The organism is Arthrobacter sp. zg-Y20 (assembly GCF_030142075.1).
Lineage (GTDB): Bacteria > Actinomycetota > Actinomycetes > Actinomycetales > Micrococcaceae > Arthrobacter_B.
The window spans coordinates 1004886-1027518 of the sequence record NZ_CP126241.1 but is presented as its reverse complement, the minus strand read 5'-3'; the positions used below and the strand labels follow the sequence as shown (position 1 = coordinate 1027518).

Below are 22633 nucleotides of genomic sequence, written 5' to 3'. Positions count from 1 at the left end.
CTATTCCGTGCTGTTACCGCCGCGGTCCGCTGATCCGGCCCGGATACCCCACTGCGCATCGAAACTCCCGCCGGGCGAAAGCCAGGCCAGCCCTTCCCCGGAGTTCAGCGCGTTGGCCGGAGCGGTCATCGGTTCCAGCGCCACGGCGCAGTCTTGTCCGGGGAACTTGTCCGTGACGAAAACATGGACATAGCCGCATTCGGGTCCGGTCCAGAGGCTGACGGTACGCCCGTCCGGCGCAGTGAGTGTGTGCCGGTACCCGGGTTCCCCGCCTCCTCCGGTCTCCGTTCCGGCCGGCTGGAGGTCCGTGTAGGCACTGTCCAGATCCAGTCCGCCCACGCGTTTTCCGGTGCGCAGGTCGGTTTCCCCGGCGGGTTCCTCCCTGCCGTTGGGGATCAGGCGTTCATCGGTGGTGAGCCTTGCGTTAGCTGCAACGGTCAGCACCAGGTCTTCCGTGGGCACATCTCCCAAGCGCAGGAATGGATGCGCGCCCAGGGCGACAGGTGCGCGCGACGTTCCCAGGTTGGTGAGGCTCTGGCGCACCGCCAGCCCGCCGTCGTCGTCCAAGCCGTAGCGAACGGTGTGCAGGAGATGGAACGAATACCCGTGCTGCGGGAAGATTTCGGCGGACAGGACCACGGATGCCTGGTCCTGCTCGCGGAGCGTGTACCCGGTGTTGCGCAGCAGCCCGTGGCTTGCGTGGCCGCGCGACGGCTCGGTGATGTCCAGCTGCTGCTCCGCACCGTCCAGGGTCCACAGCCCGTCCGCCACCCGGTTGGGCCACGGCGCAAGCAGGACACCGTTGGCCGAGGGCGGTATGGCGGTATCCGGGTAGGACTGAAACAACTCCACCCCGTCCACGGAGTAGTGCCGCAGCGCTCCGGCGAGGGAACCGATCACCGCACGGGCGCTGCCACGGCTGATCTCGTACTGGGTGCCGGTAGCCGGGAGGGCCGCTGCATGTTCAGTGCCGGTTCCATTCATGGGTTCAACGTTACCTAAGGGCTCCGGCTCCGGTCCCCTCCAGGGAAGCTACTCATCGAAATGGGTATCAACCCGGTCGCTGACTGCTGCCACGACGCCGGCGGCCACATTGCGAATCTTGATGTTGCGGCTGTTGGAGACGCTGCGCAGGATGTCGATGGCTGCCTGCTGGCTGCAGCCGTTCTGTCCCATGATGATGCCCGCAGCCAGGTCCACCACGGTGCGTGATTCCAGTGCTGCCTGGAGATTCGCTGCCTTTGCGGTCTGCATATCAAGGAGCAGGGCAAGGCGCAGGGGTTTGGCGGCCGCCGCCGCGAAACCGCGGACAGTGCCCGTTTCGAGCGGTCCGAAGGAATTCGGCCGGTCCGAATAGCACGCCAGCACACCGCGTTCCCCCGCCAGCGGCAGCGCAACGGCGGCAACCGAACGTACGCCTGCGGCACCTGCACCGGCCACTGCGGACCACCGCTGCTCCGCGCACACATCCGGAACGACGGCGTCCGGGCCACCGCCCAGCACCGTCCCTGCCGGGCTGCCCGGTCCGAAGCCGGCCGCCTCCGCCGCCAGTCCGGCGGACCGGGCGGACAGCAGGGGCCGGCGGCTGCGGTTCACCGCCAACGCGCATCCGCCCGGGGCCGCGAGCCCCAGCCGGCTTGCGGCTGCTTCCGCAGCACCGGCCAGGAACACCTCCGGATCCCAGTCGCCCAGCAGGACGTCAAGTAGTTCTTCCAGCACGGATTGCCGGTCATGTTCGGCCACCGAAGACTCCTTTTCCAGCAGGTGCCCGGGCCTTGGCCGTGTGACCTGTTCCGGGTCCCGCTGCTCCCCATGCAGGGACCGCTCCCCACGCCGGCCATAGTAGGTACGGCCGGCGGCGGGTGCCCAGAGTAAGCGCCCAAATTGGTTTCTACCGGCCGGGCGGCAGCGGCCCGTTAAACAGCGGAAGGCCCGCCGGCGTAATGCCGGCGGGCCTTCCAATACGGTCCCTGTGTTGCTGCGGGACTGTACGCAGCTGGTTCTGGGTGGTTAGTCGCTGCCGCGGAGAATGGCCAGCAGCCGGATGATCTCCACGTACAGCCATACCAAGGTGACGGTGAGGCCGAAGGCCGCCGTCCAGGAGTAGCGCTCCGGGGCACCGGCCTTGACGCCCTGTTCAATGGAGGTGAAGTCCATGATCAGGGAGAAGGCGGCCAGCCCGATGGCCAGCAGGCCGATGAAGACGCCCATCGGGATGCCGAAGATTTCCACTCCGCGCAGGCCCCACGGATCATTTACGCCGCCGAAGATCATCAGGCCGACGTTGATCAGGGAGAAGACCGCGTAACCGATGATGGCGATCATGAAGAACCGGACAGCCTTGGGGGTCGCACGCACCTTGCCGCTGCGGAACAGCACCAAGGTGACGGCGAAGACCGCGAGGGTGCCCAGTACCGCCTGCAGCCCAACGCCCGGGTAGGCGTTGTCGAGGACGGCTGTCAGCCCGCCGAGGAACATTCCCTCCAGGAACGCGTAGGCAAGGATCAGGCCCGGTACGGGTTCGCGCTTGAAGGAGTTGACCAGGCCAAGGACGAATCCGCCCAGTGCGCCCAGCATCATCAGGCCCATGCCCATGGACGGGAGGACGAAGGTGGGGACTGCTGCGCCCACCAGGACTGCCGCGAGGCAGAACACCGTCTTCATGATCACGTCGTCATAAGTCATCCGACCCATGTCCGAAGGCTTTGCCGACGGCGCCGTGTACAGATCCTGCAGCTGCTGCGGGGTCATGTAGGTGTTATCCGTTGCCAGCGACCCCTGGGCTGCTCCGCCACGGGTCTGGGAACGGAAGTTCTTTCCGTTGAAAACCGGATTTCCGCCAAGTGCCATGAAAAGTGTCCTCCATCTGGGGGGCTGTTTAGGGTCAGCCTACCAAAGTCCAACGAACGGCCGGGGCCGCGGATTCCCGCAAATACGCCTCTTTAGGTAACGGTTCGGTCGAGGCGGGTCCCCTCCGCTCCTGCGGTCTTGCGCTGCCGGCAACAAAGTCGTTACGGGATCGCGACATACGGGCAGGGACAAACGTCACTGCCTGAAACATTCTGTGGGTAGCATGTTCCCCAATCGGTGACCTGAGTCACATCTACCCGCCTGCGGACCGCTTTTGCGGTGCCGCAGCCCTGCGCGGAGGTTTCGGAACTTGGCAAGAACATCGGCGCTGACCCGGTATTTGGGGATGCTGGCAGCGGTGGCGGCGATGTTCGCTGCCCTGCTCTTCGCAGCCCCTGCCGCTCACGCAACTACAACCAGCCCGTCGGACGGTGCCTCAGCGCCGGCCACCAGCCCGGGACCCACGGACGGCGCTGAATTCCGTGACCGGATCAGCGGCGTCATCAAGAATGAGGGCACCCCGCTGGAAGGGGTGAAGGTCACGGCCACCGGCAACGGATACGAGGGTGAAGCCGTTACCGGAGCGAACGGTTCCTGGTCCATCGGGGTGCCCGAACAGGGCGCCTATGAAGTGGAACTCGATGAATCCAGCCTCCCAGAGGGCGTAGCCCTCGCCGAAGGCCAGAAGAACCCGCGGACGGTGACATTCGCGGGTACCAGCAACATCACCACCCTGTTCCTGCTCGGCGAGGGAATTGTCCTGCAGCAGGAAAGCTTCGGCTCGCTTCTGGCCGAGCGCGCCGTTGCCGGGCTGAGCTTCGGCCTCTTGCTGGCCCTGAGCGCCGTCGGCCTCTCACTGATTTTCGGCACCACCGGCCTGACCAACTTTGCCCACGGTGAAATGGTGACCCTGGGCGCGGTGTTGGCTTTCGCTTTCGCCGCCATCGGACTTCCGGTTTGGGTGGCCCTGCCTCTGGCGGTGCTTGGCGGTGCCGCCTTCGGATACGTGCAGGACGCCGGCATCTGGAAGCCGCTGCGCCGGCGGGGTACGGGACTGGTTCCGATGATGATCGTCAGCATCGGCCTTGCCGTCGCCGTCCGTTACACCGTCCTGTTCTTCTTCGGCGGCGGAACCCAGCAGCTGCCCGGTTCCCAGAGCCCCGTCCTGGAGCTGGGTCCGGTGTCCATTCCCCGGAACACCTTGGTGTCCCTGATTGTCAGCCTGGCCGCGATCTTGGTGGTAGCGCTGCTGCTGCTCCGGACCAGGATCGGCAAGGCCACCCGGGCGGTGTCGGACAATCCCGCACTTGCGGCTGCTTCAGGCATCGATGTGGACCGGGTGATCCGTCTGGTCTGGGTCATTGGCGGTGCGCTGGCTGCCATGGGCGGCATTCTCTGGGCGTACTACCGTCCGGGAGTTTCCTTCAATATGGGCCAGCAGATTCTGCTGCTGATCTTTGCCGGGGTTACCCTGGGCGGTCTCGGCACCGTGTTCGGGGCGCTGGTCGGTTCCGTCCTTGTGGGGCTTTTCGTGGAAATCTCCACTCTTTGGCTGCCGGCTGACCTGAAATACGTCGGCGCGCTGGTCATCATGATTCTTGTCCTGCTGGTCCGGCCGCAGGGCCTTCTCGGCCGCCGCGAGCGCATAGGTTAAGGGGCTTAGTTACACATGGATTTCGCCAATATTCTTCTCGGTGCCTTCAACGAGATCATCAGCCCCACGACGGCCGCCTACGCGCTGGCCGCTCTCGGCCTCGCCGTGCACTTCGGCTACACCGGCCTCCTGAACTTTGGCCAGGCCGGGTTTATGGCCGTGGGAGCCTACGGCTTCGCCATTCCGATCCTCTCTTTCAACGCCCCGCTGCCGTTGGCCCTGCTGATTGCCCTTCTGGGTTCAGTGGTGTTCGCGGTCATCCTGGGCATTCCCACGCTGCGGCTGCGCGCAGATTATCTTGCCATCGTCACCATTGCCGCCGCGGAAATCATTCGGTACGTCGTCACCACCAACTCGATGACCTCCGTCACCGGATCCGCCAACGGGCTCGCCGCCTTCACCGGCAGCTTCTACGACCTCAACCCGGTACCGGAGGGCAGCTACAACATCGGTCCGTTCTCCATGAACGAGCGCGACGTCTGGATCCGCATCGTGGCTTGGGCGCTGGTCATAGTTGCCTGCCTGCTGGTGTGGATGCTCATCCGCAGTCCCTGGGGCCGCGTCGTCAAGGGCATCCGTGAAGATGAGAACGCCGTGCGCGCCCTGGGCAAGAACGTCTACGCCTACAAAATGCAGGCACTGATCATCGGCGGCCTTCTCGGCACCCTGGCCGGAATCATCTTCACCCTCCCCCGGGACGCCGTGCAGCCGGCCAACTACGGCACCGAGCTCACCTTCTATCTGTACACGGCCCTGCTGCTGGGCGGCATGTCCACCGTGCTGGGACCGGTGCTGGGATCGATGATCTTCTGGGCCATCCTCTCCATCACCCAGGGCGTCCTGTACGGCGCCATCGAATCGGGATACATCACCTTCATCACCACTTCCCAAGCAGGCCAGATCCGCTACATCCTTGTGGGTGTGGCGCTGATGCTGCTGATGATCTTCAGGCCCCAGGGGATCCTGGGCAACAAGAAGGAGCTGTCGTTCGCATGAGCCACCAGGCAGACCAGTCCAGTCCCGGGGATTCAGTCCGCGCCGGCGGGGCGCATGCCGCCGAGCCGGCAGCCGTGCCCGTCGACACCCTCGCGGACGACGCCGTCGCGAACCCGTATATGAGCGACACCCAACCCATCGCCGCAGGAGAAACGGGTCCGGGCTGCGCCAAGCGGGATCCCATCCTTGTGGCTCAAAACGTCACCCGGACCTACGGCGGCATTAATGCCGTGGACGTTGAGCACGTGGAAATTCCCCGGCACAAAATCACCGCCCTGATCGGCCCCAACGGTGCCGGTAAAACCACGCTGTTCAACCTCCTCACCGGTTTCGACACCCCCCAGTCCGGCACCTGGCAGTTCGAAGGCAAGGATCTCGCGGGGGTATCCGCCTACAAGGTGGCCCGGCTGGGCATGGTACGCACGTTCCAGCTGACCAAGGTCATGGGCAAGCTCACCGTCTTGGAAAACATGCGGTTGGGTGCCACATCCCAACCGGGTGAGTCACTGTGGCGGGCCCTCCTGCCGCCGCTGTGGCGCAGCCGGGAGAACGAGATCACCGAGCAGGCCGACGTCCTGCTTGCCAAGTTCAAGCTAGACACCAAGCGTGCGGATTACGCGGCGTCGCTTTCCGGCGGCCAGCGGAAGCTGCTGGAAATGGCGCGGGCCCTGATGGTCCGACCGAAACTTGTGATGCTGGACGAACCCATGGCCGGCGTGAACCCTGCCCTGACCCAGTCACTGCTGGACCACATCAAGAACCTCAAGGCCGAAGGCATGACGGTCCTGTTCGTGGAACACGACATGCACATGGTCCGCCACATTGCCGACTGGGTCGTGGTCATGGCTGAAGGCAAGGTAGTTGCCGAGGGCCCTCCGTCCGAGGTGATGAAAGACCAGGCCGTGATCGATGCCTATCTGGGCGCCCATCACGACGTGGACCTTGCCGATTCCGAGGGCTTCGAAAAGCTCGAGGCGGAATTGGAGCACGACGCCGAGTCTTCGGTGGGCACTGAACCTGCCGGCACTGCCGGCGGGCGAGTCGATGAACGGAAGGACAAGGCATGAGCGCCGATGCATTCGAGGGCGATTCCGTCGTCAAGGTGACCGACCTTGTGGCCGGTTACATTCCCGGGGTCAATATCCTCAACGGCTGCAGTATTGAAGCCCGGCGAGGAGAACTCATCGGCATTATCGGGCCCAACGGTGCCGGCAAATCGACCCTGCTCAAGGCCATGTTCGGCCTGGTGAAGGTTCATTCCGGGACAGTTGTTGTCCGCGGCCAGGACCTGACCGGACTCAAGGCCAACAAGCTCGTCAGCCGCGGCGTGGGGTTCGTGCCGCAGAACAACAACGTGTTCCCGTCCCTGACCATCGAGGAAAACCTGCAGATGGGTGTGTATCAGGCGCCTCGGACGTTCAAGGAACGCTTCGACTTCGTAGCGGGGGTCTTCCCTGAGCTTTCTAAACGCCGTGCCCAGCGTGCCGGATCCCTGTCCGGCGGTGAACGGCAGATGGTTGCCATGGGCCGGGCGCTGATGATGGATCCAGCTGTACTGCTGCTGGACGAGCCTTCGGCTGGCCTCTCCCCCGTGAAACAGGACGAAGCTTTCCTGCGGGTCCATGAAATCAACCGTGCCGGAGTTTCAGTGATCATGGTGGAGCAGAATGCCCGCCGCTGCCTGCAGATCTGCGACCGAGCCTATGTGTTGGACCAGGGCAAGGACGCGTACACGGGTACCGGACGTGAGCTCATGAAAGACCCGAAGGTCATCCAGCTGTACCTGGGAACGTTGGCAGAGTCCGCCTAGTTGCCACGGCTGTCTGGCTGTCAGGGCCCGTCCCCGGGAAAGTATGCCGGGGACGGGCCCTGACCCGTCTAGAGGCAGGCTTGGGTTCGCGGGCGCGGACTGCAAGCCCGCGAACCCTACCGCGGTGCCAGTTCCAGAAAGGGTTCGGTCCGATAAACCCGTCCCGTGGGCGAGGTCCACTCCATCACGCCCGGCGTGGGCTGGGAGGCCTTCCAGAACCCCCGGGTCTTGAAGCGGTGGTGCCGGCGGCACAGGTGTTCAAGGTTGCCGTGGTCCGTTGGACCCCCGTCTGCCCAGTCGATGGTGTGGTCGATTTCCGTGACGGCGGTGCTGACCCTGCAACCCGGGAACCGGCAGGTCCCGTCCCGGGCGCGTAGCCAGCGGGCCAGTCCCGCGGGGACTTTCCGACGCCTGCCCACGCCGAGGATTTCACCGGTCTTCGGATCCTGGGCCAGACCCGTCCACCCCGCAGCGTTGCGGGCCAGTCGGCGGGCTTCTTCGGCGCTGATCGGACCGTAGCCGTGGAGCTCAGCCGGCTCCTCGTTGGCGCCAAAGAGCGTTTCAGCGTTGATCAGGACCATGATCTCCGCCCGCGGCAGGACCGTTGAGCCGTCGGGATCGGCCTCGGCAGATCCACTGCCCGCTCCGCCGGCTGCTCGACCGCTTGCTCCGCCGCCTGCTCCACTACCTGCTCCACTTCGTGCACGGGACGGGGCTGAGCCGAGGCCGCCCATCAGCAGCTGGGCCAGGACATCGGCGCGCAGCTGGTCCGCAGTCCGGGAGTCACCGGCGGCCTGTTCACCGCGGGCAGCAGTGCTCAAGGCCGTGTAGATCTGCTGGGCTTCCGCGGCCCGCAAATGCGCCGACAGCCACGACATGCCGTCCTCGTCCCGGTCCAGGACAACCCGCCGCTTATCAAAGGCAGTCAGATGCCGTTCGGGCACGGTCTCCGGGTATTTGCGCTCCCTTAGCCGCCTGGCCTTGGCACAGAACTGGCTCCTCGTTACGCCTTCTGCCTTGGCCAGCAGTTCGGACTCGAACCCGGGAAGCTCCGACGCCGGAATGTTCTCACACTGGTCGAGCACCACTTGAGCGTGCCCGTAGCTGAACCGTCCGTCTTCCAATCCGGCCAGGGTGGCGGTATGGACGCCGCAGAGCCTGTCCGCTTCGAACATCATCCCCTGCGCGGTGGTCTGCGGGACGTTCAAAATAGCTGCGCATTCCGAAGCTGCGAGGCTGAACGCGAGCCCGGCTTCTTCCCGGCCCAAATCCTTGCAGAGACCGGACCGAAAGAGTTCCTCCATATGGTGGATCAGGCGGGCCTCCTGTGCCTGCGTCCACCGAACCAGATGGACCACGCGGGCCAAAACATCACAGGTGGCCTGTTCGTCAAAGGATTCAAAGTTCTGCAGAGCCAGTAGTCCGCTGAACCCGTCCGGAACATCCCCGGCAGCGCCGGGATCTGCGGCAGAACCGTGGGACCGGGAGCCGCCGTCGGCCGCTTCAGCACGGATATCTGCCCGGAAAACCGCGAGTGTGCGCTCCGAGTCGGCGGCATCCTTGGTACCAGCCTGGCCTTCGGCGGGCTGGTGTTCAGACCATGATTCTTCGGTTATCCGTTCGGCGTTTCCGAGCTGATCCATGCCTCAAGGATTTCACCCGGCACTGACGTTTCCGGGCCCAAAAGAGGGTCAAAACGGCCCTACGGGAAACTCCAAATACTCGTCTTTCGGACGCCACTACCTACCTCTATCTCCATGGTCCCCCGCCCCCGTCACACCCGGAAAACCACCAACGCCGCATCGAAAAACAGATCAGCCCCGCCGGTTTCCCGGCGAGGCTGATCTGCTTGCTGTTTCTACTGCCGCAGTTATCCCCGCTGCAGTTAGAGCTTGCCCTCTTCGGAGCGGCTCGGCACCGGCTTGTTGTCGGCGTCGTACTGGTAGATACCGATAAACGCTTCCGTCGGGTCGCCGTTCTCATCGAACGTGACCGGGCCGGAGTAGCCGTCGTAGTCAATGTCGCCGCCGCCCCGCAGGATGGTCACGCAACCGGCGAAGTCGTAGCACTTTTCGCCTTCACCCGAGACACCCTGCAGTTCGGCTGCCATGGCCTTGCCGTCGGTGCTGCCGGCCGCTTCGGAGGCCAGCGCCAGCAGGGTAACGGCGTCATAGCTTTCACCCGCGTAGGACCAGTCCTTCAGGGCCGGATCGATCGCCAGCAGGGAGTCCTTGAAGTTATCCGAGGCGAACGGACCGGGAATGGTGCCCTGCGCCCCTTCAAGCGTTCCGGCGTCCAGGCTGTCGCTGTAGTCCGAGGTGTTGCCGTCCACAAAGAACATCTGGCTGGCGTCGATACCCTTTGACTTCAGGAGCGGAACAATGCTCTTGGCCTGGTCGAAGCTGATGATCACCACGGCATCCGGCTTCGCAGCGGCAATGGAATCCACCTGGCTGCTGAACTGGGAATCGCCTTCGTTGAACATCTCAGAGGCCACTACCTGGCCACCTGCGTCTTCCACCGACTTCTGGACGTTGCTCTGCAGTCCGGTTCCGTAGGCATCATTGAGGACAATCATGCCCACCGTCTGCGCACCGCAGCTCATGATGTAGTTGCCCAGGGTGCGGCCCTGCATGACGTCGGACGGAGCGGTGCGGAAGTACAGGCCGTTGTCATCCCAGGTGGTGAAGTCCGGCGAGGTGTTCGCGGGAGAGAACTGGATGACACCGGCGCCGGTGATGTTGCCGATAACAGTCTTGGACACGCCCGAGGAGGCGGCGCCCACAATGGCGCTGACATCCTGGCTGAGCAGGTCGTTGACCGACTGGGTGGCGATATCCGTGGTGGTGTCGCCGGAGTCGCGGTGGACCACCTCAACAGGCTTGCCCAGGACACCGCCTGCGTCGTTGATCTCCTTGACAGCCAGGTTGACGCCGGCGATTTCCGGCGGGCCCAGGTAGGCAAGGGAACCCGTTGTCGGGAGCAGGGACCCGATCTTCAGCGGAACGTCGGTGGTGCCGGTGGACGCGGGAACGGCCGAGGCATCCCCCTTGGCTCCCGGATCGCTTCCCGTGCCTCCTTCGCCCTCGGGGCAGGTGAGGACCGACGCCGCTGCGGCGTCGCTCGAACCGGTGGACTCTTCCGAAGTGGATTCGGAGTTGTTGCCGCCGCAGCCGCTGGCGAACAGGGCAAAGCCCAAACCGAGGGCGGCAATCTTAGCGGTGCGGGCGTATCCGACGCCCAAGCCCAGACCGCCGGAATGGCGTAGTGCAGTCATAAAAGTTATCTCCCCGATCGAAAGGCGGGTGCCTTTGACGCAACACCAGGTGTTCCTGATTAGAAGAAAAGCTAATGGAACATTGTGTCGAATATAAGAGCCTGCGGTTACAGCCTTGTAACGCTCGTCACATTTAGGCCTTCGCGCCCTTGCGAGTAGGGGCCGTCCAGCCCTATACGATGGCTTTATTACGCTCATTTGGGGGAAAATTGCACATCCGGTCTCTAACCGCTGCCGCTTCCACGCTTACTGCCGCCAGCCTGCTCCTTCTCGGCGCTGCAGCGCCGGCGCAGGCACTGTCCTGCGCACCGGGTCTGGTGCCCGCCGTCGTGGACGGTGTGGAGACCTGCGCAGCAACCGGCGATCCCGCACCCTACAACCCCGGAGAAAGCAGCTACGACCCGGCAACGGGCAACTACTCCGAGGCGGTTCCGGCTCCCCCCGGGCTCGAGCTGCAGCCGTCTTCACCGGCCCCTGATCCCGTCCCGACGCCGGCTGACTCCAGCGCTGCCGCCACTGCTCCTGCCACAGCTCCGGCTGGAGGCGGCGCAGTTCCGGCTCCGGTGCGTGCGCCTGCTCCGACGACGGCGCCCCCTACGTCGCGGACGCCTGTCCCGTCGCCGTCGGCCATCCCTGTGTCCGGCTCTGAACGCTCATCCGCCGTCCTGCCGGCCGCAGCCGCCGTCGTGATTCTGGGCGGGCTGGCCGGAGCCCTCCTGCTGCGCCACCGCAACCGCTCCGCACGGGGCCGCAACGAGGGCTAGGGCACTCCCCTGCCGGTGAAACTTCACGCCGGTGAACTGCCTGCCGGTGGAACCGCACGCCGGCTTCGCTGTACCCCAGGTCGGACTCGAACCGACAACACACCGTTCACTAGTCCCACCTATTGACCTACATCCCAACTACTCCCCCACTACACGCGGACCCTTATGGGTAAAGGGAAGTGGCATCCTCCGCCACTCCACTACACGCGGAGGACACCACCACTAAATCGGGACAACTGCGACTTACCGATGACTTAACGATGACCTAACCCTGAACGCTCTCAGGGGTCATCTCGTCCGGGTGGTATTCGGCCACATGGCGGGTGGCCCACTTCTCAGCGGCGAGCTTCCCGCCGCGGTATCCGTCGTTGTGGATATGGCAGTAGGCCAGCCGCCACCTGGGCTTCCCCTCCACGCGGGTTACCTCAACGGAACTCATGCTTCCGGCTCCCACAGGACGGTCGCGGGGAGTACGGGGTTCGCTGGGTTGTCCCCTACATACCACCCTCGCTTACCTGACCAAGCGCTCGTGTATCGCTCCAACGGCCCACAGTGGTCCCTGACAATCGTGTGGTCCGGCAATGCGTCCAGTTCCTCGACGGTGGTGATGGTGCGGGGCTTGCTAGCTGCCTTGGCGTGGCGGACTCCCTCTCGAAAGCCTTCCTGCCAGATTTCGTTGGGTGTCATTCTGCTACTCCGAATTGGTCGAGGATGTGTGTTGAGTCTGGTGCCATGTGGTCGCGTGCAATGTAGTAGCGGCGTGTGACCGCATCCGATGAGTGGCCGAGCTGACGGGACGCGACCACCGAATCCGCTTCCCGCTCAATCAGGGTGGCAACGGCTTTACGGAACCCGCCCAGCTTCACCCACTCAAACTCCGGGCCGCGAGCTTCCACCCACTGACGGCGGAAGTTCCCCGGGTCCAGGACACCACCAACCTTCGACGGGAAGATTAGGCCCATAGGGTTCTTGGCGGGGTCGTTGGCGAGCTTCCTGCGTGCCAGTATCTTCACCGCGAACTGCGGTAGTGGGAGTTCGCGTTCGCCGCTCTCCGACTTCGGGAACGCCTGCCTATGCAAACCCTTCACCGACGTCCGTTTGATCGTGCCCGTGACCATGATCGTTGCCGGGGTGGAATCGAAGTTCACGTCCTCCCACAACAAGCCAAGGAGCTCCCCCGGCCTGAGTCCGGTGGCGACGAACATGTCCACCTTGTCGATCAAGTCCTGAGACTTCCGCGGCCCCATCGTGCCCGACCCCTGCCAGTCCACGATGTTCTGCCGCAGTGTCACGAACTCCTCCGGCGTCAGCGCACGAACCTCCTTACGCTCAACCACCGGCTGCTTCGACTCACGCACCGGATTAGCAGGCACCGCATCATGCCGAACCGCCAACGCGAACATCAGCGCCAACACCGTCCGCGACATGCGAGCCGCTGTAGGACCACCAGACCGCACAGTCATCGGCCGATTATTCTTCGCCACAATATGCTTCGTCGTCGGCTTAGCCACAGCATTGACGAACTGCTCAACCCTGCCCGTCGTCACTTCACGCAAACGGTTATTCCCAAGACGCGGAAGCACATGCGAATCCAACAGCCCCCGGTACGTATCCCGTGTGCCAGGCGACTCAGACACACCCGCGAACCAAGCCTCAGCCAACTCCGCAACAGTGCTCTCCGCACTAAGGTCCACACCACCCAAACGCGAACGATCCTTCAACTTCGCATTCAACGCCTGCAACGCTGCAGGCTTAGTCCGACCATTAGCCGACACCAAACGCGTCACCCCATCCATATCCCTGAACCGGGTACGCGCCTGCCACCCCCCACCCTCAAGCTTCCGTGGTGTAATCGCCCCATGCCCACCAATCGGCATGATCGGGCGCCCAGTCCTAGCCATCACGCAGCCGCCGGCAGGTCTTCGATGTACGCCTGCAGATCGGACGCACGGTAGTAGACACGGCGCCGGTGCTTCACATGCGGGGGCCCGACCTGCAGGTACCGCCAGTTAGTGACGGTGCGGGGCGACAACCCCAGGAGGTCGGCTACTTCTTCGGTGGTGAGGAGGATCTTCATGGAGCTTACGGGACTGGGTTCGACAGCCATGATGGGCCTTTCCGTTAGGCGGGACTTCACTAGAACTACACGTTCTATGCCTAATCGTACCCCTTATTAGGAGGTATAGGAAGTATCAACCGTACTTTTGTGCGGAAAAGGTTAGGGGAATCGAACCCCTGACCAAACCCCGGAACCACGCGAACTTTGCCCGATCCGGAAGCAGTTTAGGCACGTTATGCGTCGTTTAGGCACCTAAATCATGGGACTTTGTCCCACCCCGGGACGCGTGTCCCACCACGCCCCAGAGCGGGTTTGTTACGCCGCCCATTCCGTCCGGTAATCGGGATGATCGGAGTAGACGGATGCCATCATTTGCATCACATCCCTTCCGACATACGGGTCAAGGTCAGGGGCTTCGGGGTCGAACGCCTCCACGATCGTCCGTTTGGCCGCGCACTCGGCAAGCAGGCGGTCAGGGCCAACGGCGGTTAGCCCATACTTCTTCGCGGGCACCCACCCCATGACTCGGCAAACCTCAGCCTGCTCCTCATCCTCCGCGATCCTGGCGAGGAGGAACTCACGGACGCTCATTCTGCCACCTCTCGGATTGCTTTGATGGTTGGGCAGGGCCACTGAATGTAGTGCTCGCCCATGTGTGAACACTCGTAGCAGAACAGGATGCTGGCTTCGGGGCAGCCATCATCCGGGTGCCCACACGTGCCCTCAGCGCAGACAAGCGGCAAGACGCCTGCCACTGGCTCGTCGGCATAGTGCAGCGCCTCTACGGCATTGATGAGGACCCGGCTAGCAATGGGGCGGTCGACCTCATCCGCAGCTTTGAGCGCGGCGGATGCGATGGCAACGTAGTGGGCCTTGATGCTTGGGACGTCCCACAGGTCCGGCTCATCGTTGAAAGGGTTGTCATCCATGATCGCTTTCGCTGCAGCTTCTACGCGCGGATCCGTGGTGTTTGTCATACCTCCATTCTACTTCCCGATCATGTTGTTGTATAGGGTGTTTAGGCGGTTAGTGCTGCGGTTTCCCCGGTAGCAAGGTAGTTGCGTTCCTGTTGGGTCAAATGTGTGAGCCGGTCTTCCAGCACGCGTTCCGTCACCCACAACTCGGCGGCGAGTTCCCCCATGCTCCTCGCCCACCGCAACTCACGCCGCAAATCCTGCACATGAATCAGGAGTTCCGAACAACGCCGGCGCACACCACGCTCCACTGTCACCGGCTGACACCCACGATGCGCGGCCGCCACATGCACCAACTCATGCGTCAACACACACCGCCGCTCCACCTGCAACAACCGCGTATCCAGGCGAATCAAATCCACACCATTCGTCTCACCCACACGCCCCTCAAGCGTCGCCCACTCCAAACGAATATGCGGCTGACCCCTCAACACCAACCACGGATCAAACACCCAAAACCTCCCACTGTGACCGGCACCCCAAACAACCAGTCACACGAACCTACCCACGCCCACCGACATTCCTGTTCCCCTCAGCAACCTCATCCAACACCGCACGCAACTCCGCACCCCTATTAGGGGACGTATCCGCAGCCAAGTCATACCCATTCGCCAGGGCCGCAGACCGTTTCTGCTCAGCCCGCAGTGCCTCGAGTGCGTGATGCAAGTCCTCCTGCAACTTGTCCGTCCGCTCACGCTCCTGCTTCAACTCCGACTCCAACGACTCCACAGTCCGATCCCGCTCCCTAAGACGGTTACTGAGCGCCTGCGCATCCTCCTGGATCCGCCGTGCAGTCTCATCCACATCCGCCGGCCCAGCAGCAACCCACTCAGCAGACGGCTCAGCACGCATCGTGTCCAACGTCACCCGGTCCAAATCAACACCAGGGCCGGCCGACAACAAATCAGCGATCGCCCCACGCCGCCACCCTAAGAACTTCTCCAACCGTTCCTGCGTGTACCTCCGCGGGACCGCCACCTCACCCACTTCAAGTGCGTACAAGGACCGGGACGCCATGCCCATTTCCTTGGCCGCCGACTGCCGTGTATCACCCTTCGCCTTGTACCCGGCGGTGATGAGACGGCCCAAAGTCTTCTTCGCTTCTTCCTGATGTTTGCTCATGCCACCCAGTCTGAAACTTTTTTCAAGAAACAACTAGCGGACGGGTGTGAGGTTGCGACCCCGAAATCAGGAAACAACGGCAGGTATCCGGAAACAACTTTGGGGCCAACTTCCGCGTCGTTGCGCGAACTTCCTAAATGTTTCCGTTTCCCCCTTGCCAAACCTCCTAATTGTTTCCTACACTTCCTACATGCGAACAACCACACTGCAGCGGAGACCGGCAAACGGATCCGCAACTGTTACCGACATCACATCCCGTCGAGCCGGACGCCCCGCCAAGCCGCCGGAGTTCATCACCGAGGAAATCCGTGAAGGGGCCCTCGTCGCTAAGTTCCGTGACGACCTCGGGATGACACAGGCAGAGCTTGCATTCCGAGTCACCAACCTCAAACCGAAGGCCCCGCATAGCGAGGATCATCACCTCGCCCGATCCACTCTTGGCCAGTACGAAAAGGGCCTCAAGCGCATGCCTGACACCCGCGTCGAAACGATCGCGGAGGTGCTTGGTGTCGAACCGTGGCTCATCCGCATCATCCAAACCCTCCCCTTAGGACTCACTGCATGACAGCACCTCTCCACACAGCTGAGGAGGTTGCAGCCCTCCTCAACAAAACCGTTCGAACCATCCACCTGAACTGCCGCAACGGATGGGAACACACAAAGATCGGCCGCTCCTACTACTTCACCCCCGAACAACTCCAAGCACTCATCAACCAAGGCCGCACCACACCCGCACCACCCACCACACGCAGACAACGCAACAAACACCTCCGCAACCAACTCAAAGGAATCCAATGAGCGACTACACATACACCGATAACGTCGGCGACATCCTGCGACTCCTCACGAGCGCTGACGGCGACCGCGTGATCCTGATCGCGAAGGGCGAGCTGGACGCCAAGGAGATTCACATCCAGAACGCTGATGCCCCCACGGTCGCTGCTGAACTCCTCAAAGCCGCCGGACACGACGACCTCGCCGGGTTGATCGAGGTGAGCGCCGCACAGGCGAAGTTGCAGGCACGACGTAACGCCGTAGCCCTCAGCCTCAGCGGAGTCGCCAGCTACACCCAGCAGGTCCAGACAACACGCAAGGCCATTGATCGAATCATCGAACTGGAAGACGGGAAATAACCATGGACATCATCACGAGTAAGCCCGAACAGGACGAAGCGGTCCGCCTGGTCACCGAGTTCATCGGCAAAGCACACGACGAATGGCCCGGCGACGGATTCGGTGGCTACGACTACAAGTTCCTCATCAAGCAGCTCGAAGCCGTGTTGTTCGCGATCTACCCGATCAGTGAAAGGGACTTCGAGGACGCGGTGGAGCAGTACGGCAACCTCCAAGACATCAAGCAGCTCGCGGACACGGACATCGCCGACTTCTACGACGCACCCACATACCGGGAAGGCATGCGGGAAACACGGATCCGCGACACCCAATCCGACTACCAGCACGCACTCAACAACATCCTCCACAGCGCCGGCTACAAAGCCACCAGGACCGCCGCATGAGCCGGTCATGGCTCCCCGGTGAGCCGAACCAGTGGCGCATGTTCTGCGACGTCTGCTTCGAGCACGACATGCAGACGTTCCCCACCCAGCCGGACCTGTCCATGTTCCGAGACGCGGGATGGTTCATCGGCCGCCTCACGGATGCCTGCCCCCAGTGCTACCAGGCAGGCGAATCCCCCAGCAACCCGCCGCACTCGGTCATGGCAGGGGTGGCCGCATGATCCCGGACAGTGTCATCCTCCTGGCCCTCGTCGCCAGCATCTTCTTCCTCACCACCAGCACCGGCCACCACATCACCACGAAAGCAGACACCAAATGAGCAAGCACGCACACTTCGCACTCTGGTCCGATCGCACGCAGCAGGCACCCAAACACAGCGCGGGGTGGTCCACGTCTCGGCATCTGCAGGACGTCGATTACATCGTCCTGCCCCACACCCCCGGCAAGCACACCAAGCCGTTCGGCAAGCACCACCCCGCACAGCCCATCACCAAGGCACCCACCGCCAACGTCACCCCGCTCAAGAAGCGGCGTACACAGGCGCCCACCGGATGCCGCATCTGTGACGACCTGGACATCGCCGCATGACACCGGAACCCTGCACCTGCTCCATCACCAGCAGCCGCACACCAGACGGACCCACACTCCAAACCTGGCCCGACCCCAACTGCAACCACCCCAAACACACGGAAAGCAGATACCAATGAGCGTCAAGAGCCAGACTGCTCACTGGGGAACCTGCGACAACGACGAATGCCAAACCAGCATGGTCATCTACCCGCATCCAGAGGCGCCCAATGATCTCCCGAAAGACACCGACGAATGGGTGAACCCGCCAACCTGGATCAACTGCCCGGTATGCGGCTGCACGATCATTTGGGGCGGCACAGACCCCGCCAGCGACATCCTCAAGGACTACCGATGACCCCGGGGGCGGCTTCTTCCGGGTCCGCGTGTGAGGGCTGTCACGACCTCTACTGCGACGAATGTGACGGCCTCTGCACTGACGACTGCGCCCACAGCGACCTCAAAGATGACCCAGCCCACCCCAAACACACGGAAAGCAGATACCAATGAGCGTCACAGCCCCGGGCACAACACTCCACATATACGAAGACCTCGAACAAGGCACCCCCGAATGGCTCGCCGCACGCGCCGGCATCCTCACCGCATCAGTCATGCACAACCTAGTAACCGCGAAGACGGTCAAGGTTGCCGACAACGAGACGTCGCGAACACTCACCAAGCACCTCGCCGCCGAACGCATCACCGGCTACGTCGAACCCACATTCACCAGCGCAGACATGGAGCGCGGGAACCTGTCAGAGCCAATCGCCCGTGACATCTACTCGGAAAGATATGCGCCGGCAACTGAAGTGGGATTCATGCTCCTGGAGCAACACGGATACCGCATTGGCTTCTCGCCCGATGGGTTGGTTGGAGACGAAGGGCTGCTTGAGATCAAGGCTCCCCGGCAGAAAAAGCACCTTACGACGATCCTAAGCAACGACGTACCGCTTGAACATATGGCACAAATCCAGACAGGACTGCTGGTGTCAGGCCGGGAATGGCTGGACTTCATCAGTTACTGCGGAGGGATGCCGCTATTCGTGAAGCGCGTATTCCCTGATGAGAAATGGTTCCTGGCTATCCACGATGCCGCGACAGAGTTCGAGGACAACGTCACCTCCATAATCGACCGTTACCGCGAGCTAACCAAAGATGCTCCCGCAACGGAACGCATCGAGTTCTTCGCAGGATTGGACATCACTTTCTGATGGCCGAGGAATGGCGTCCGGTAGTTGGTTACGCAGGCTTCTACGAGGTATCCACCAACGGCAGAGTCCGCAGTGTGGACAGGGTCACGTCCCACGGAAATCGCCTCCGTGGGCGGGTACTCAAAGAACGGCGTTTGCCCACTGGGCGGCCCCGCGTCAGCCTGGCCCGCGACGGAGAAACCGTGGACGCATATCCGTACCGCTTGGTCCTCGAAGCCTTCGTCGGCCCGTGCCCTCCTGGCATGGAGGCCCTGCACTGGGACGACGACCATGACAACAACTGCTTGAACAACCTCCGCTGGGGAACCCGCACCGACAATATGCGGGATATGTCCCGCAACGAGGGCGGGAACGCTGGGACAACTCACTGCCCTGCAGGACATCCCTACAGCCCCGAAAACACATACGTCTACCCGGGAGATAGAAAACATCGCGGGTGCCGGGCATGCGGCCGGCGGCATGGAGCCAACAAAAGACAACGCGCCCGAGAGCGCAGAGAAAAGGAGCTTATCTAATGGACATCTCACAAGCACTGGTCGCCAAGAGTGACCAGCTCAACGCCTCAGACCTCACCGGAGCGCCCATCGTGGCAACCATCCAGGCCGTGCGTAAGGGCGATGCAGCCAAGCCCGTCATCGTGGACCTCGCAGGGATGGACGGCCGGCCGTGGAAGCCCTCAAAGGGCATGCTCCGCGTCATCGCGAACGGTTGGGGCACCGAGTCAGACGTGTGGGTGGGCAGGTCCGTGAAGCTCATCAACAACCCCGAAGTGATCTATGCAGGCGAGAAGGTCGGCGGCGTAGAAGTGACCGCCATGTCGCACCTCGACAAACCGTTCACCATCCCCGTCCGCATCAGTCAGAAGAAGGTCAAGCAGCACACAGTGGAAGTCCTCGCCGAACCAGTCACCGAACCGTGGCAGGCACAGTGGCAGGCCATCCGGAACGCTCTTGGCGCCGCTGGCTACGAAGGCGACGGTCCCACACTCCTCGCCAGCGCCGGGCAAGTCATCGGCACCGAGTGGAAGCACCCCAACCAGATCAGTGCAGAAGACGCGCAGAAGATCCTCGCCGCAGTTCGCGAAGACAACGATGCAGTGCGGTAAAGCTTCCTACCCGTCCTGGCACAAAGCACGCTCCGTTGCCAGACGGCAAATGGACAAAGCCAGACGCACCACCGGCAAACGAGTCACCCGCATCGAACCGTACACATGCCAACACTGTGGCGGGCTGCACCTAACTAGTCACTCAGAACCCCACCTAAAGAAAGTCGGATAACCAACATGGCAGACATCACCCTCACCGGGAACCTTGGCAACGACGCGGAACTCTCATTCACCCCCAGCGGCAAAGCCAAAATCGAATTCTCAGTAGGCGACACACCACGCCGCCTCAACCGCGACACCAACCAGTGGGAAGACGCCGGAGACACCACCTGGTGGCGCGTCACCGAATGGGGCGACAAAGCAGAAGGCCTCGTAGACCACCTCCGCAAGGGCACCAAAGTCCTCGTGACCGGTACAGCGAGTGTCCGTAAGTACGAGAAGAAGGACGGCGGGTTCGGGTTCTCCGCGGAGGTCAAGCCCCGCACCATCGCCATCGTCCCGAAGACCAACCAGCACGGTCAGCAGCAGGGCGGATACCACCAGGCACAGCAGGCGCCGGCACAGGATCCGTGGGGTGCGCCTGTAGGGCAGGCAAGCAACTCCACTGGCTGGGGTCCGGACCTCAACACGTCGAACCCGCCCTTCTAAGGAGCCGACTCACACCATGAGCGACATGACGTTCCGGGCGCGGTCCCTTCCATACCGGGAACCGCGCCCCAAAGCCTACGACTGCGGCCGCTGCGGAATCCCCGTCAACACCGACCCACGCACCGCCACCGGATACTGCCGTGACTGTGCACCCGAAGCGCGCGCACTCGGCTGGATCCCACTCACCAACCACGAACGGACAGCAGCATGAACCACCCCGCAACCACCCTCTACACCAAACCCGCCTGCGTACAGTGCGACGCCACCAAGCGCGACCTGGACAAGAAGGGCGTCGAATACACGCCTGTCGACATGACCAAGGATCCGGCCGCCCTCGAGTACGTGAAATCCCTCGGCCACCTCTCAGCACCCGTCGTCGTAATCGACACCCCCACCCAACCCGTCCACTGGTCCGGATACCGCCCCGACCTCATCAACATCCACTACGGAAAGGCGGCCTGACATGGGCTACCAGTACCGGGGGAAACAAGGCCGGACGCGTGAGGAAATCTTGGAAGACACCGAGGAACGCTGGCAGGCAACAGCCCACGAAGAATACCGGGCAGCACCACCCGCTCCACCAGCACGACCGCTCAAACCCCACGGCACCAACTCCGCATACAACCGGCACATCATGCGCGGCGAGAAAGCCTGCCCAGATTGCAAAGAAGCGCACCGCAAACACATGGCCGAACTGCGAGCCAACCCCAGGCCACGCAAGGCAGCCAAACACGGCACACCATCCGGCGCCGTAGCCCACTACCGCAACCGCACACCCCTCTGCGAACCCTGCAGACAAGCACGCAACGAATACCGAAACCAACACAAGAGGGACGCAGCCCAAGAAGCCTACGACCAGGCAATGGAGGCGCACCCCGACAACGTGTGGCTCGGACCCCAACGCCTCGAAACACTCAACCAAGAAGTCGAACGAGCACGCCGAAACCACCAACAAACCCACCAGGAAGCAGCTTGAAATGGCCCTCGAATGGGTGCGACTCGACACAAACATAGCCAGCAACAAGAAGATCCTCGCCCTCATGGCAGAGAAAAAGGGCAAAGAAACAGCCTTCACCTACGCCTGCTCCATCGCATACGTAGGCCTGCAGGAAAGCAACGGCATCATCCCGAAAGCTGCACTCCCCTTCGTCCACGGAACACCCACAGACGCCGCGAACCTCGTCAAACACGGACTGTGGGACGAACACGAAGAAGGCTGGATCCTGCGGAACTGGGCGGAACGGAACCCCACCAAGGAAGCCGTCGAACAAACCAGGACCGCCAAAACGCAGGGCGCCAAACGAGGCAACTGCAAACGCTGGCACGGCGAAGACTGCTGGCAAAACGGTCAGTGCACGTCATCGCATAACTGATCGCATATGCGAGTCGCATAGCGATCGCATCAGCGAATCCTACGTACGTACGTACGAACGTACATAGAGATGCGACTCACCTAAGTCTCTATCTCACCTCTCCCTGTTCTTGGCTTTTAAAGAAGGGGGTGGCAAAGAAATCATCAATCATCACTTACGTAATGGGGGACACCCGCAATGGCTGATGACCAAAAACTCACACCAGAACAGGCTCGAAAGCTCGCCGAACTCATCAACCTCCTACGCCCCAACTGGGGTGTCAAAGGCACATACGACCAGATCGCAATAGCCGCACAAGCCGACATGGGCAACGCAACCGAGATATGCATAGCCGCAATCCGGGCAGCAGCAGAACCCACCAACGAGAAACCCGCAATCATCAAGTTCCCCGGCGCCCACTGGGACGTCGAACGGAACCTGGCCACAACCCGGGCTGAGCTCAAAGCAGCCAAAGACAAACTCGCCGGCCGGTACGCAGCACCCGACACGAACGACCCACCCTGTGCCGACCACCCCGACGAACACTTCTCCACCTGCCGGGAGTGTGCGGCCGTGAAAACCCCAATGCCACCCGACTTCCGCACCCGCGCAGGACTACCACCCAAAAGCCATAGGAAGCCCGCTAAGCGCCGAACAGCACCCGAACCCACCACCACACCCACCAACCCCGCAGAAGGGTCCACAGCATGATCTGGTCGAACACACCC

31 protein-coding genes are annotated in these 22633 nt (G+C 62.5%); 19 read left to right on the top strand and 12 right to left on the bottom strand.

What is annotated here, in order from left to right:
* The 3 genes from QNO06_RS05100 to QNO06_RS05090 all read right to left on the bottom strand — a co-directional run bounded on the left by QNO06_RS05100 (nt 1) and on the right by QNO06_RS05090 (nt 2850).
* Entirely contained in the window at nt 1-984 is a 984-nt protein-coding gene (locus tag QNO06_RS05100; protein WP_227914077.1) for an aldose 1-epimerase family protein, read from the bottom strand.
* Nucleotides 985-1032: 48 nt separating this feature from the next.
* Nucleotides 1033-1743, bottom strand: coding sequence for an ANTAR domain-containing protein (locus QNO06_RS05095; RefSeq protein ID WP_227914076.1), 711 nt, complete (start codon nt 1741-1743; stop codon nt 1033-1035).
* 267 nt (nt 1744-2010) lie between these two features.
* On the bottom strand, nt 2011-2850 hold the full coding sequence (locus tag QNO06_RS05090; RefSeq protein WP_227914075.1) for a Bax inhibitor-1/YccA family protein: 840 nt from the start codon (nt 2848-2850) through the stop codon (nt 2011-2013).
* A 346-nt stretch (nt 2851-3196) separates the two neighbouring features.
* Here QNO06_RS05090 and QNO06_RS05085 point away from each other — a divergent pair, with 346 nt between their 5' ends.
* The 4 genes from QNO06_RS05085 (at nt 3197) to QNO06_RS05070 (ending at nt 7310) form a co-directional block, all read left to right on the top strand.
* Nucleotides 3197-4504 (top strand): branched-chain amino acid ABC transporter permease, encoded by a 1308-nt coding sequence (locus QNO06_RS05085; protein ID WP_227914140.1) that lies wholly within the window; start codon nt 3197-3199, stop codon nt 4502-4504.
* 15 nt (nt 4505-4519) lie between these two features.
* Nucleotides 4520-5500 carry a branched-chain amino acid ABC transporter permease gene (locus tag QNO06_RS05080; protein WP_227914074.1) on the top strand — a complete coding sequence of 327 codons (981 nt, stop codon included), beginning with the start codon at nt 4520-4522 and terminating at the stop codon, nt 5498-5500.
* 119 nt (nt 5501-5619) lie between these two features.
* A complete protein-coding gene (locus tag QNO06_RS05075; RefSeq protein WP_227914139.1) occupies nt 5620-6567 on the top strand; it encodes an ABC transporter ATP-binding protein in 948 nt (315 codons plus the stop codon).
* The gene (locus QNO06_RS05070) at nt 6564-7310 is read left to right on the top strand and encodes an ABC transporter ATP-binding protein (protein WP_227914073.1); all 747 of its coding nucleotides are present in this window, start codon (nt 6564-6566) and stop codon (nt 7308-7310) included. Before QNO06_RS05075 ends, QNO06_RS05070 begins: the two co-directional genes overlap by 4 nt.
* A gap of 116 nt (nt 7311-7426) precedes the next feature.
* Here the strand turns inward: QNO06_RS05070 and QNO06_RS05065 are convergent, their stop codons facing one another.
* Both QNO06_RS05065 and QNO06_RS05060 read right to left on the bottom strand, forming a co-directional pair.
* Nucleotides 7427-8953 carry an HNH endonuclease signature motif containing protein gene (locus tag QNO06_RS05065; protein WP_284162773.1) on the bottom strand — a complete coding sequence of 509 codons (1527 nt, stop codon included), beginning with the start codon at nt 8951-8953 and terminating at the stop codon, nt 7427-7429.
* 242 nt (nt 8954-9195) lie between these two features.
* Nucleotides 9196-10587, bottom strand: a complete 1392-nt coding sequence (locus QNO06_RS05060; RefSeq protein ID WP_227914472.1) for an ABC transporter substrate-binding protein — start codon at nt 10585-10587, stop codon at nt 9196-9198.
* Nucleotides 10588-10796: 209 nt separating this feature from the next.
* On the opposite strand from QNO06_RS05060, the gene QNO06_RS05055 reads away from it, so the two are divergent.
* Nucleotides 10797-11351, top strand: coding sequence for a hypothetical protein (locus QNO06_RS05055; protein WP_227914474.1), 555 nt, complete (start codon nt 10797-10799; stop codon nt 11349-11351).
* Between the two features lie 265 nt (nt 11352-11616).
* On the opposite strand, the gene QNO06_RS05050 is transcribed toward QNO06_RS05055, so the two are convergent.
* From QNO06_RS05050 to QNO06_RS05020, 7 genes are all read right to left on the bottom strand, one after another.
* Entirely contained in the window at nt 11617-11790 is a 174-nt protein-coding gene (locus QNO06_RS05050; protein ID WP_227914476.1) for a hypothetical protein, read from the bottom strand.
* 244 nt (nt 11791-12034) lie between these two features.
* Entirely contained in the window at nt 12035-12898 is an 864-nt protein-coding gene (locus QNO06_RS05045) for a tyrosine-type recombinase/integrase (RefSeq protein ID WP_227914596.1), read from the bottom strand.
* A 353-nt stretch (nt 12899-13251) separates the two neighbouring features.
* Nucleotides 13252-13458 carry a helix-turn-helix domain-containing protein gene (locus tag QNO06_RS05040; protein WP_227914477.1) on the bottom strand — a complete coding sequence of 69 codons (207 nt, stop codon included), beginning with the start codon at nt 13456-13458 and terminating at the stop codon, nt 13252-13254.
* A 267-nt stretch (nt 13459-13725) separates the two neighbouring features.
* Complete coding sequence (locus tag QNO06_RS05035) at nt 13726-14001, bottom strand: DUF6221 family protein (protein WP_227914479.1); 276 nt, start codon at nt 13999-14001, stop codon at nt 13726-13728.
* A complete protein-coding gene (locus tag QNO06_RS05030; RefSeq protein ID WP_227914480.1) occupies nt 13998-14387 on the bottom strand; it encodes a hypothetical protein in 390 nt (129 codons plus the stop codon). Before QNO06_RS05030 ends, QNO06_RS05035 begins: the two co-directional genes overlap by 4 nt.
* A 41-nt stretch (nt 14388-14428) precedes the next feature.
* On the bottom strand, nt 14429-14836 hold the full coding sequence (locus QNO06_RS05025) for an ImmA/IrrE family metallo-endopeptidase (protein WP_227914481.1): 408 nt from the start codon (nt 14834-14836) through the stop codon (nt 14429-14431).
* A 49-nt stretch (nt 14837-14885) separates the two neighbouring features.
* A complete protein-coding gene (locus tag QNO06_RS05020; RefSeq protein ID WP_227914482.1) occupies nt 14886-15506 on the bottom strand; it encodes a hypothetical protein in 621 nt (206 codons plus the stop codon).
* 190 nt (nt 15507-15696) lie between these two features.
* On the opposite strand from QNO06_RS05020, the gene QNO06_RS05015 reads away from it, so the two are divergent.
* The 14 genes from QNO06_RS05015 (at nt 15697) to QNO06_RS04955 (ending at nt 22616) form a co-directional block, all read left to right on the top strand.
* Nucleotides 15697-16071, top strand: coding sequence for a helix-turn-helix domain-containing protein (locus QNO06_RS05015; protein ID WP_227914483.1), 375 nt, complete (start codon nt 15697-15699; stop codon nt 16069-16071).
* 229 nt (nt 16072-16300) lie between these two features.
* The gene (locus tag QNO06_RS05010; protein WP_227914484.1) at nt 16301-16639 is read left to right on the top strand and encodes a thioredoxin domain-containing protein; all 339 of its coding nucleotides are present in this window, start codon (nt 16301-16303) and stop codon (nt 16637-16639) included.
* Nucleotides 16640-16641: 2 nt separating this feature from the next.
* The gene (locus QNO06_RS05005; protein WP_227914485.1) at nt 16642-17022 is read left to right on the top strand and encodes a hypothetical protein; all 381 of its coding nucleotides are present in this window, start codon (nt 16642-16644) and stop codon (nt 17020-17022) included.
* Nucleotides 17019-17243, top strand: coding sequence for a hypothetical protein (locus QNO06_RS05000; RefSeq protein WP_227914486.1), 225 nt, complete (start codon nt 17019-17021; stop codon nt 17241-17243). The genes QNO06_RS05005 and QNO06_RS05000 overlap by 4 nt, the downstream gene beginning before the upstream one ends.
* 94 nt (nt 17244-17337) lie before the next feature.
* On the top strand, nt 17338-17610 hold the full coding sequence (locus QNO06_RS04995; protein WP_227914487.1) for a hypothetical protein: 273 nt from the start codon (nt 17338-17340) through the stop codon (nt 17608-17610).
* A 115-nt stretch (nt 17611-17725) separates the two neighbouring features.
* Entirely contained in the window at nt 17726-17947 is a 222-nt protein-coding gene (locus tag QNO06_RS04990) for a hypothetical protein (protein WP_227914488.1), read from the top strand.
* Between the two features lie 148 nt (nt 17948-18095).
* Nucleotides 18096-18800, top strand: a complete 705-nt coding sequence (locus QNO06_RS04985; RefSeq protein WP_227914489.1) for a lambda exonuclease family protein — start codon at nt 18096-18098, stop codon at nt 18798-18800.
* Nucleotides 18800-19315, top strand: coding sequence for an NUMOD4 motif-containing HNH endonuclease (locus tag QNO06_RS17035; RefSeq protein WP_227914490.1), 516 nt, complete (start codon nt 18800-18802; stop codon nt 19313-19315). Before QNO06_RS04985 ends, QNO06_RS17035 begins: the two co-directional genes overlap by 1 nt.
* Nucleotides 19315-19905, top strand: a complete 591-nt coding sequence (locus tag QNO06_RS04980; protein WP_227914491.1) for a hypothetical protein — start codon at nt 19315-19317, stop codon at nt 19903-19905. The genes QNO06_RS17035 and QNO06_RS04980 overlap by 1 nt, the downstream gene beginning before the upstream one ends.
* Nucleotides 19906-20082: 177 nt before the next feature.
* Entirely contained in the window at nt 20083-20553 is a 471-nt protein-coding gene (locus QNO06_RS04975) for a single-stranded DNA-binding protein (protein WP_227914493.1), read from the top strand.
* Between the two features lie 207 nt (nt 20554-20760).
* Nucleotides 20761-21015 (top strand): glutaredoxin domain-containing protein, encoded by a 255-nt coding sequence (locus tag QNO06_RS04970; protein WP_227914494.1) that lies wholly within the window; start codon nt 20761-20763, stop codon nt 21013-21015.
* Nucleotide 21016: 1 nt separating this feature from the next.
* The gene (locus QNO06_RS04965; RefSeq protein ID WP_227914497.1) at nt 21017-21529 is read left to right on the top strand and encodes a hypothetical protein; all 513 of its coding nucleotides are present in this window, start codon (nt 21017-21019) and stop codon (nt 21527-21529) included.
* A gap of 1 nt (nt 21530) precedes the next feature.
* A complete protein-coding gene (locus QNO06_RS04960; RefSeq protein WP_227914498.1) occupies nt 21531-21926 on the top strand; it encodes a hypothetical protein in 396 nt (131 codons plus the stop codon).
* Nucleotides 21927-22103: 177 nt separating this feature from the next.
* Entirely contained in the window at nt 22104-22616 is a 513-nt protein-coding gene (locus QNO06_RS04955) for a hypothetical protein (protein ID WP_227914499.1), read from the top strand.
* Nucleotides 22617-22633 lie beyond the last annotated feature (17 nt).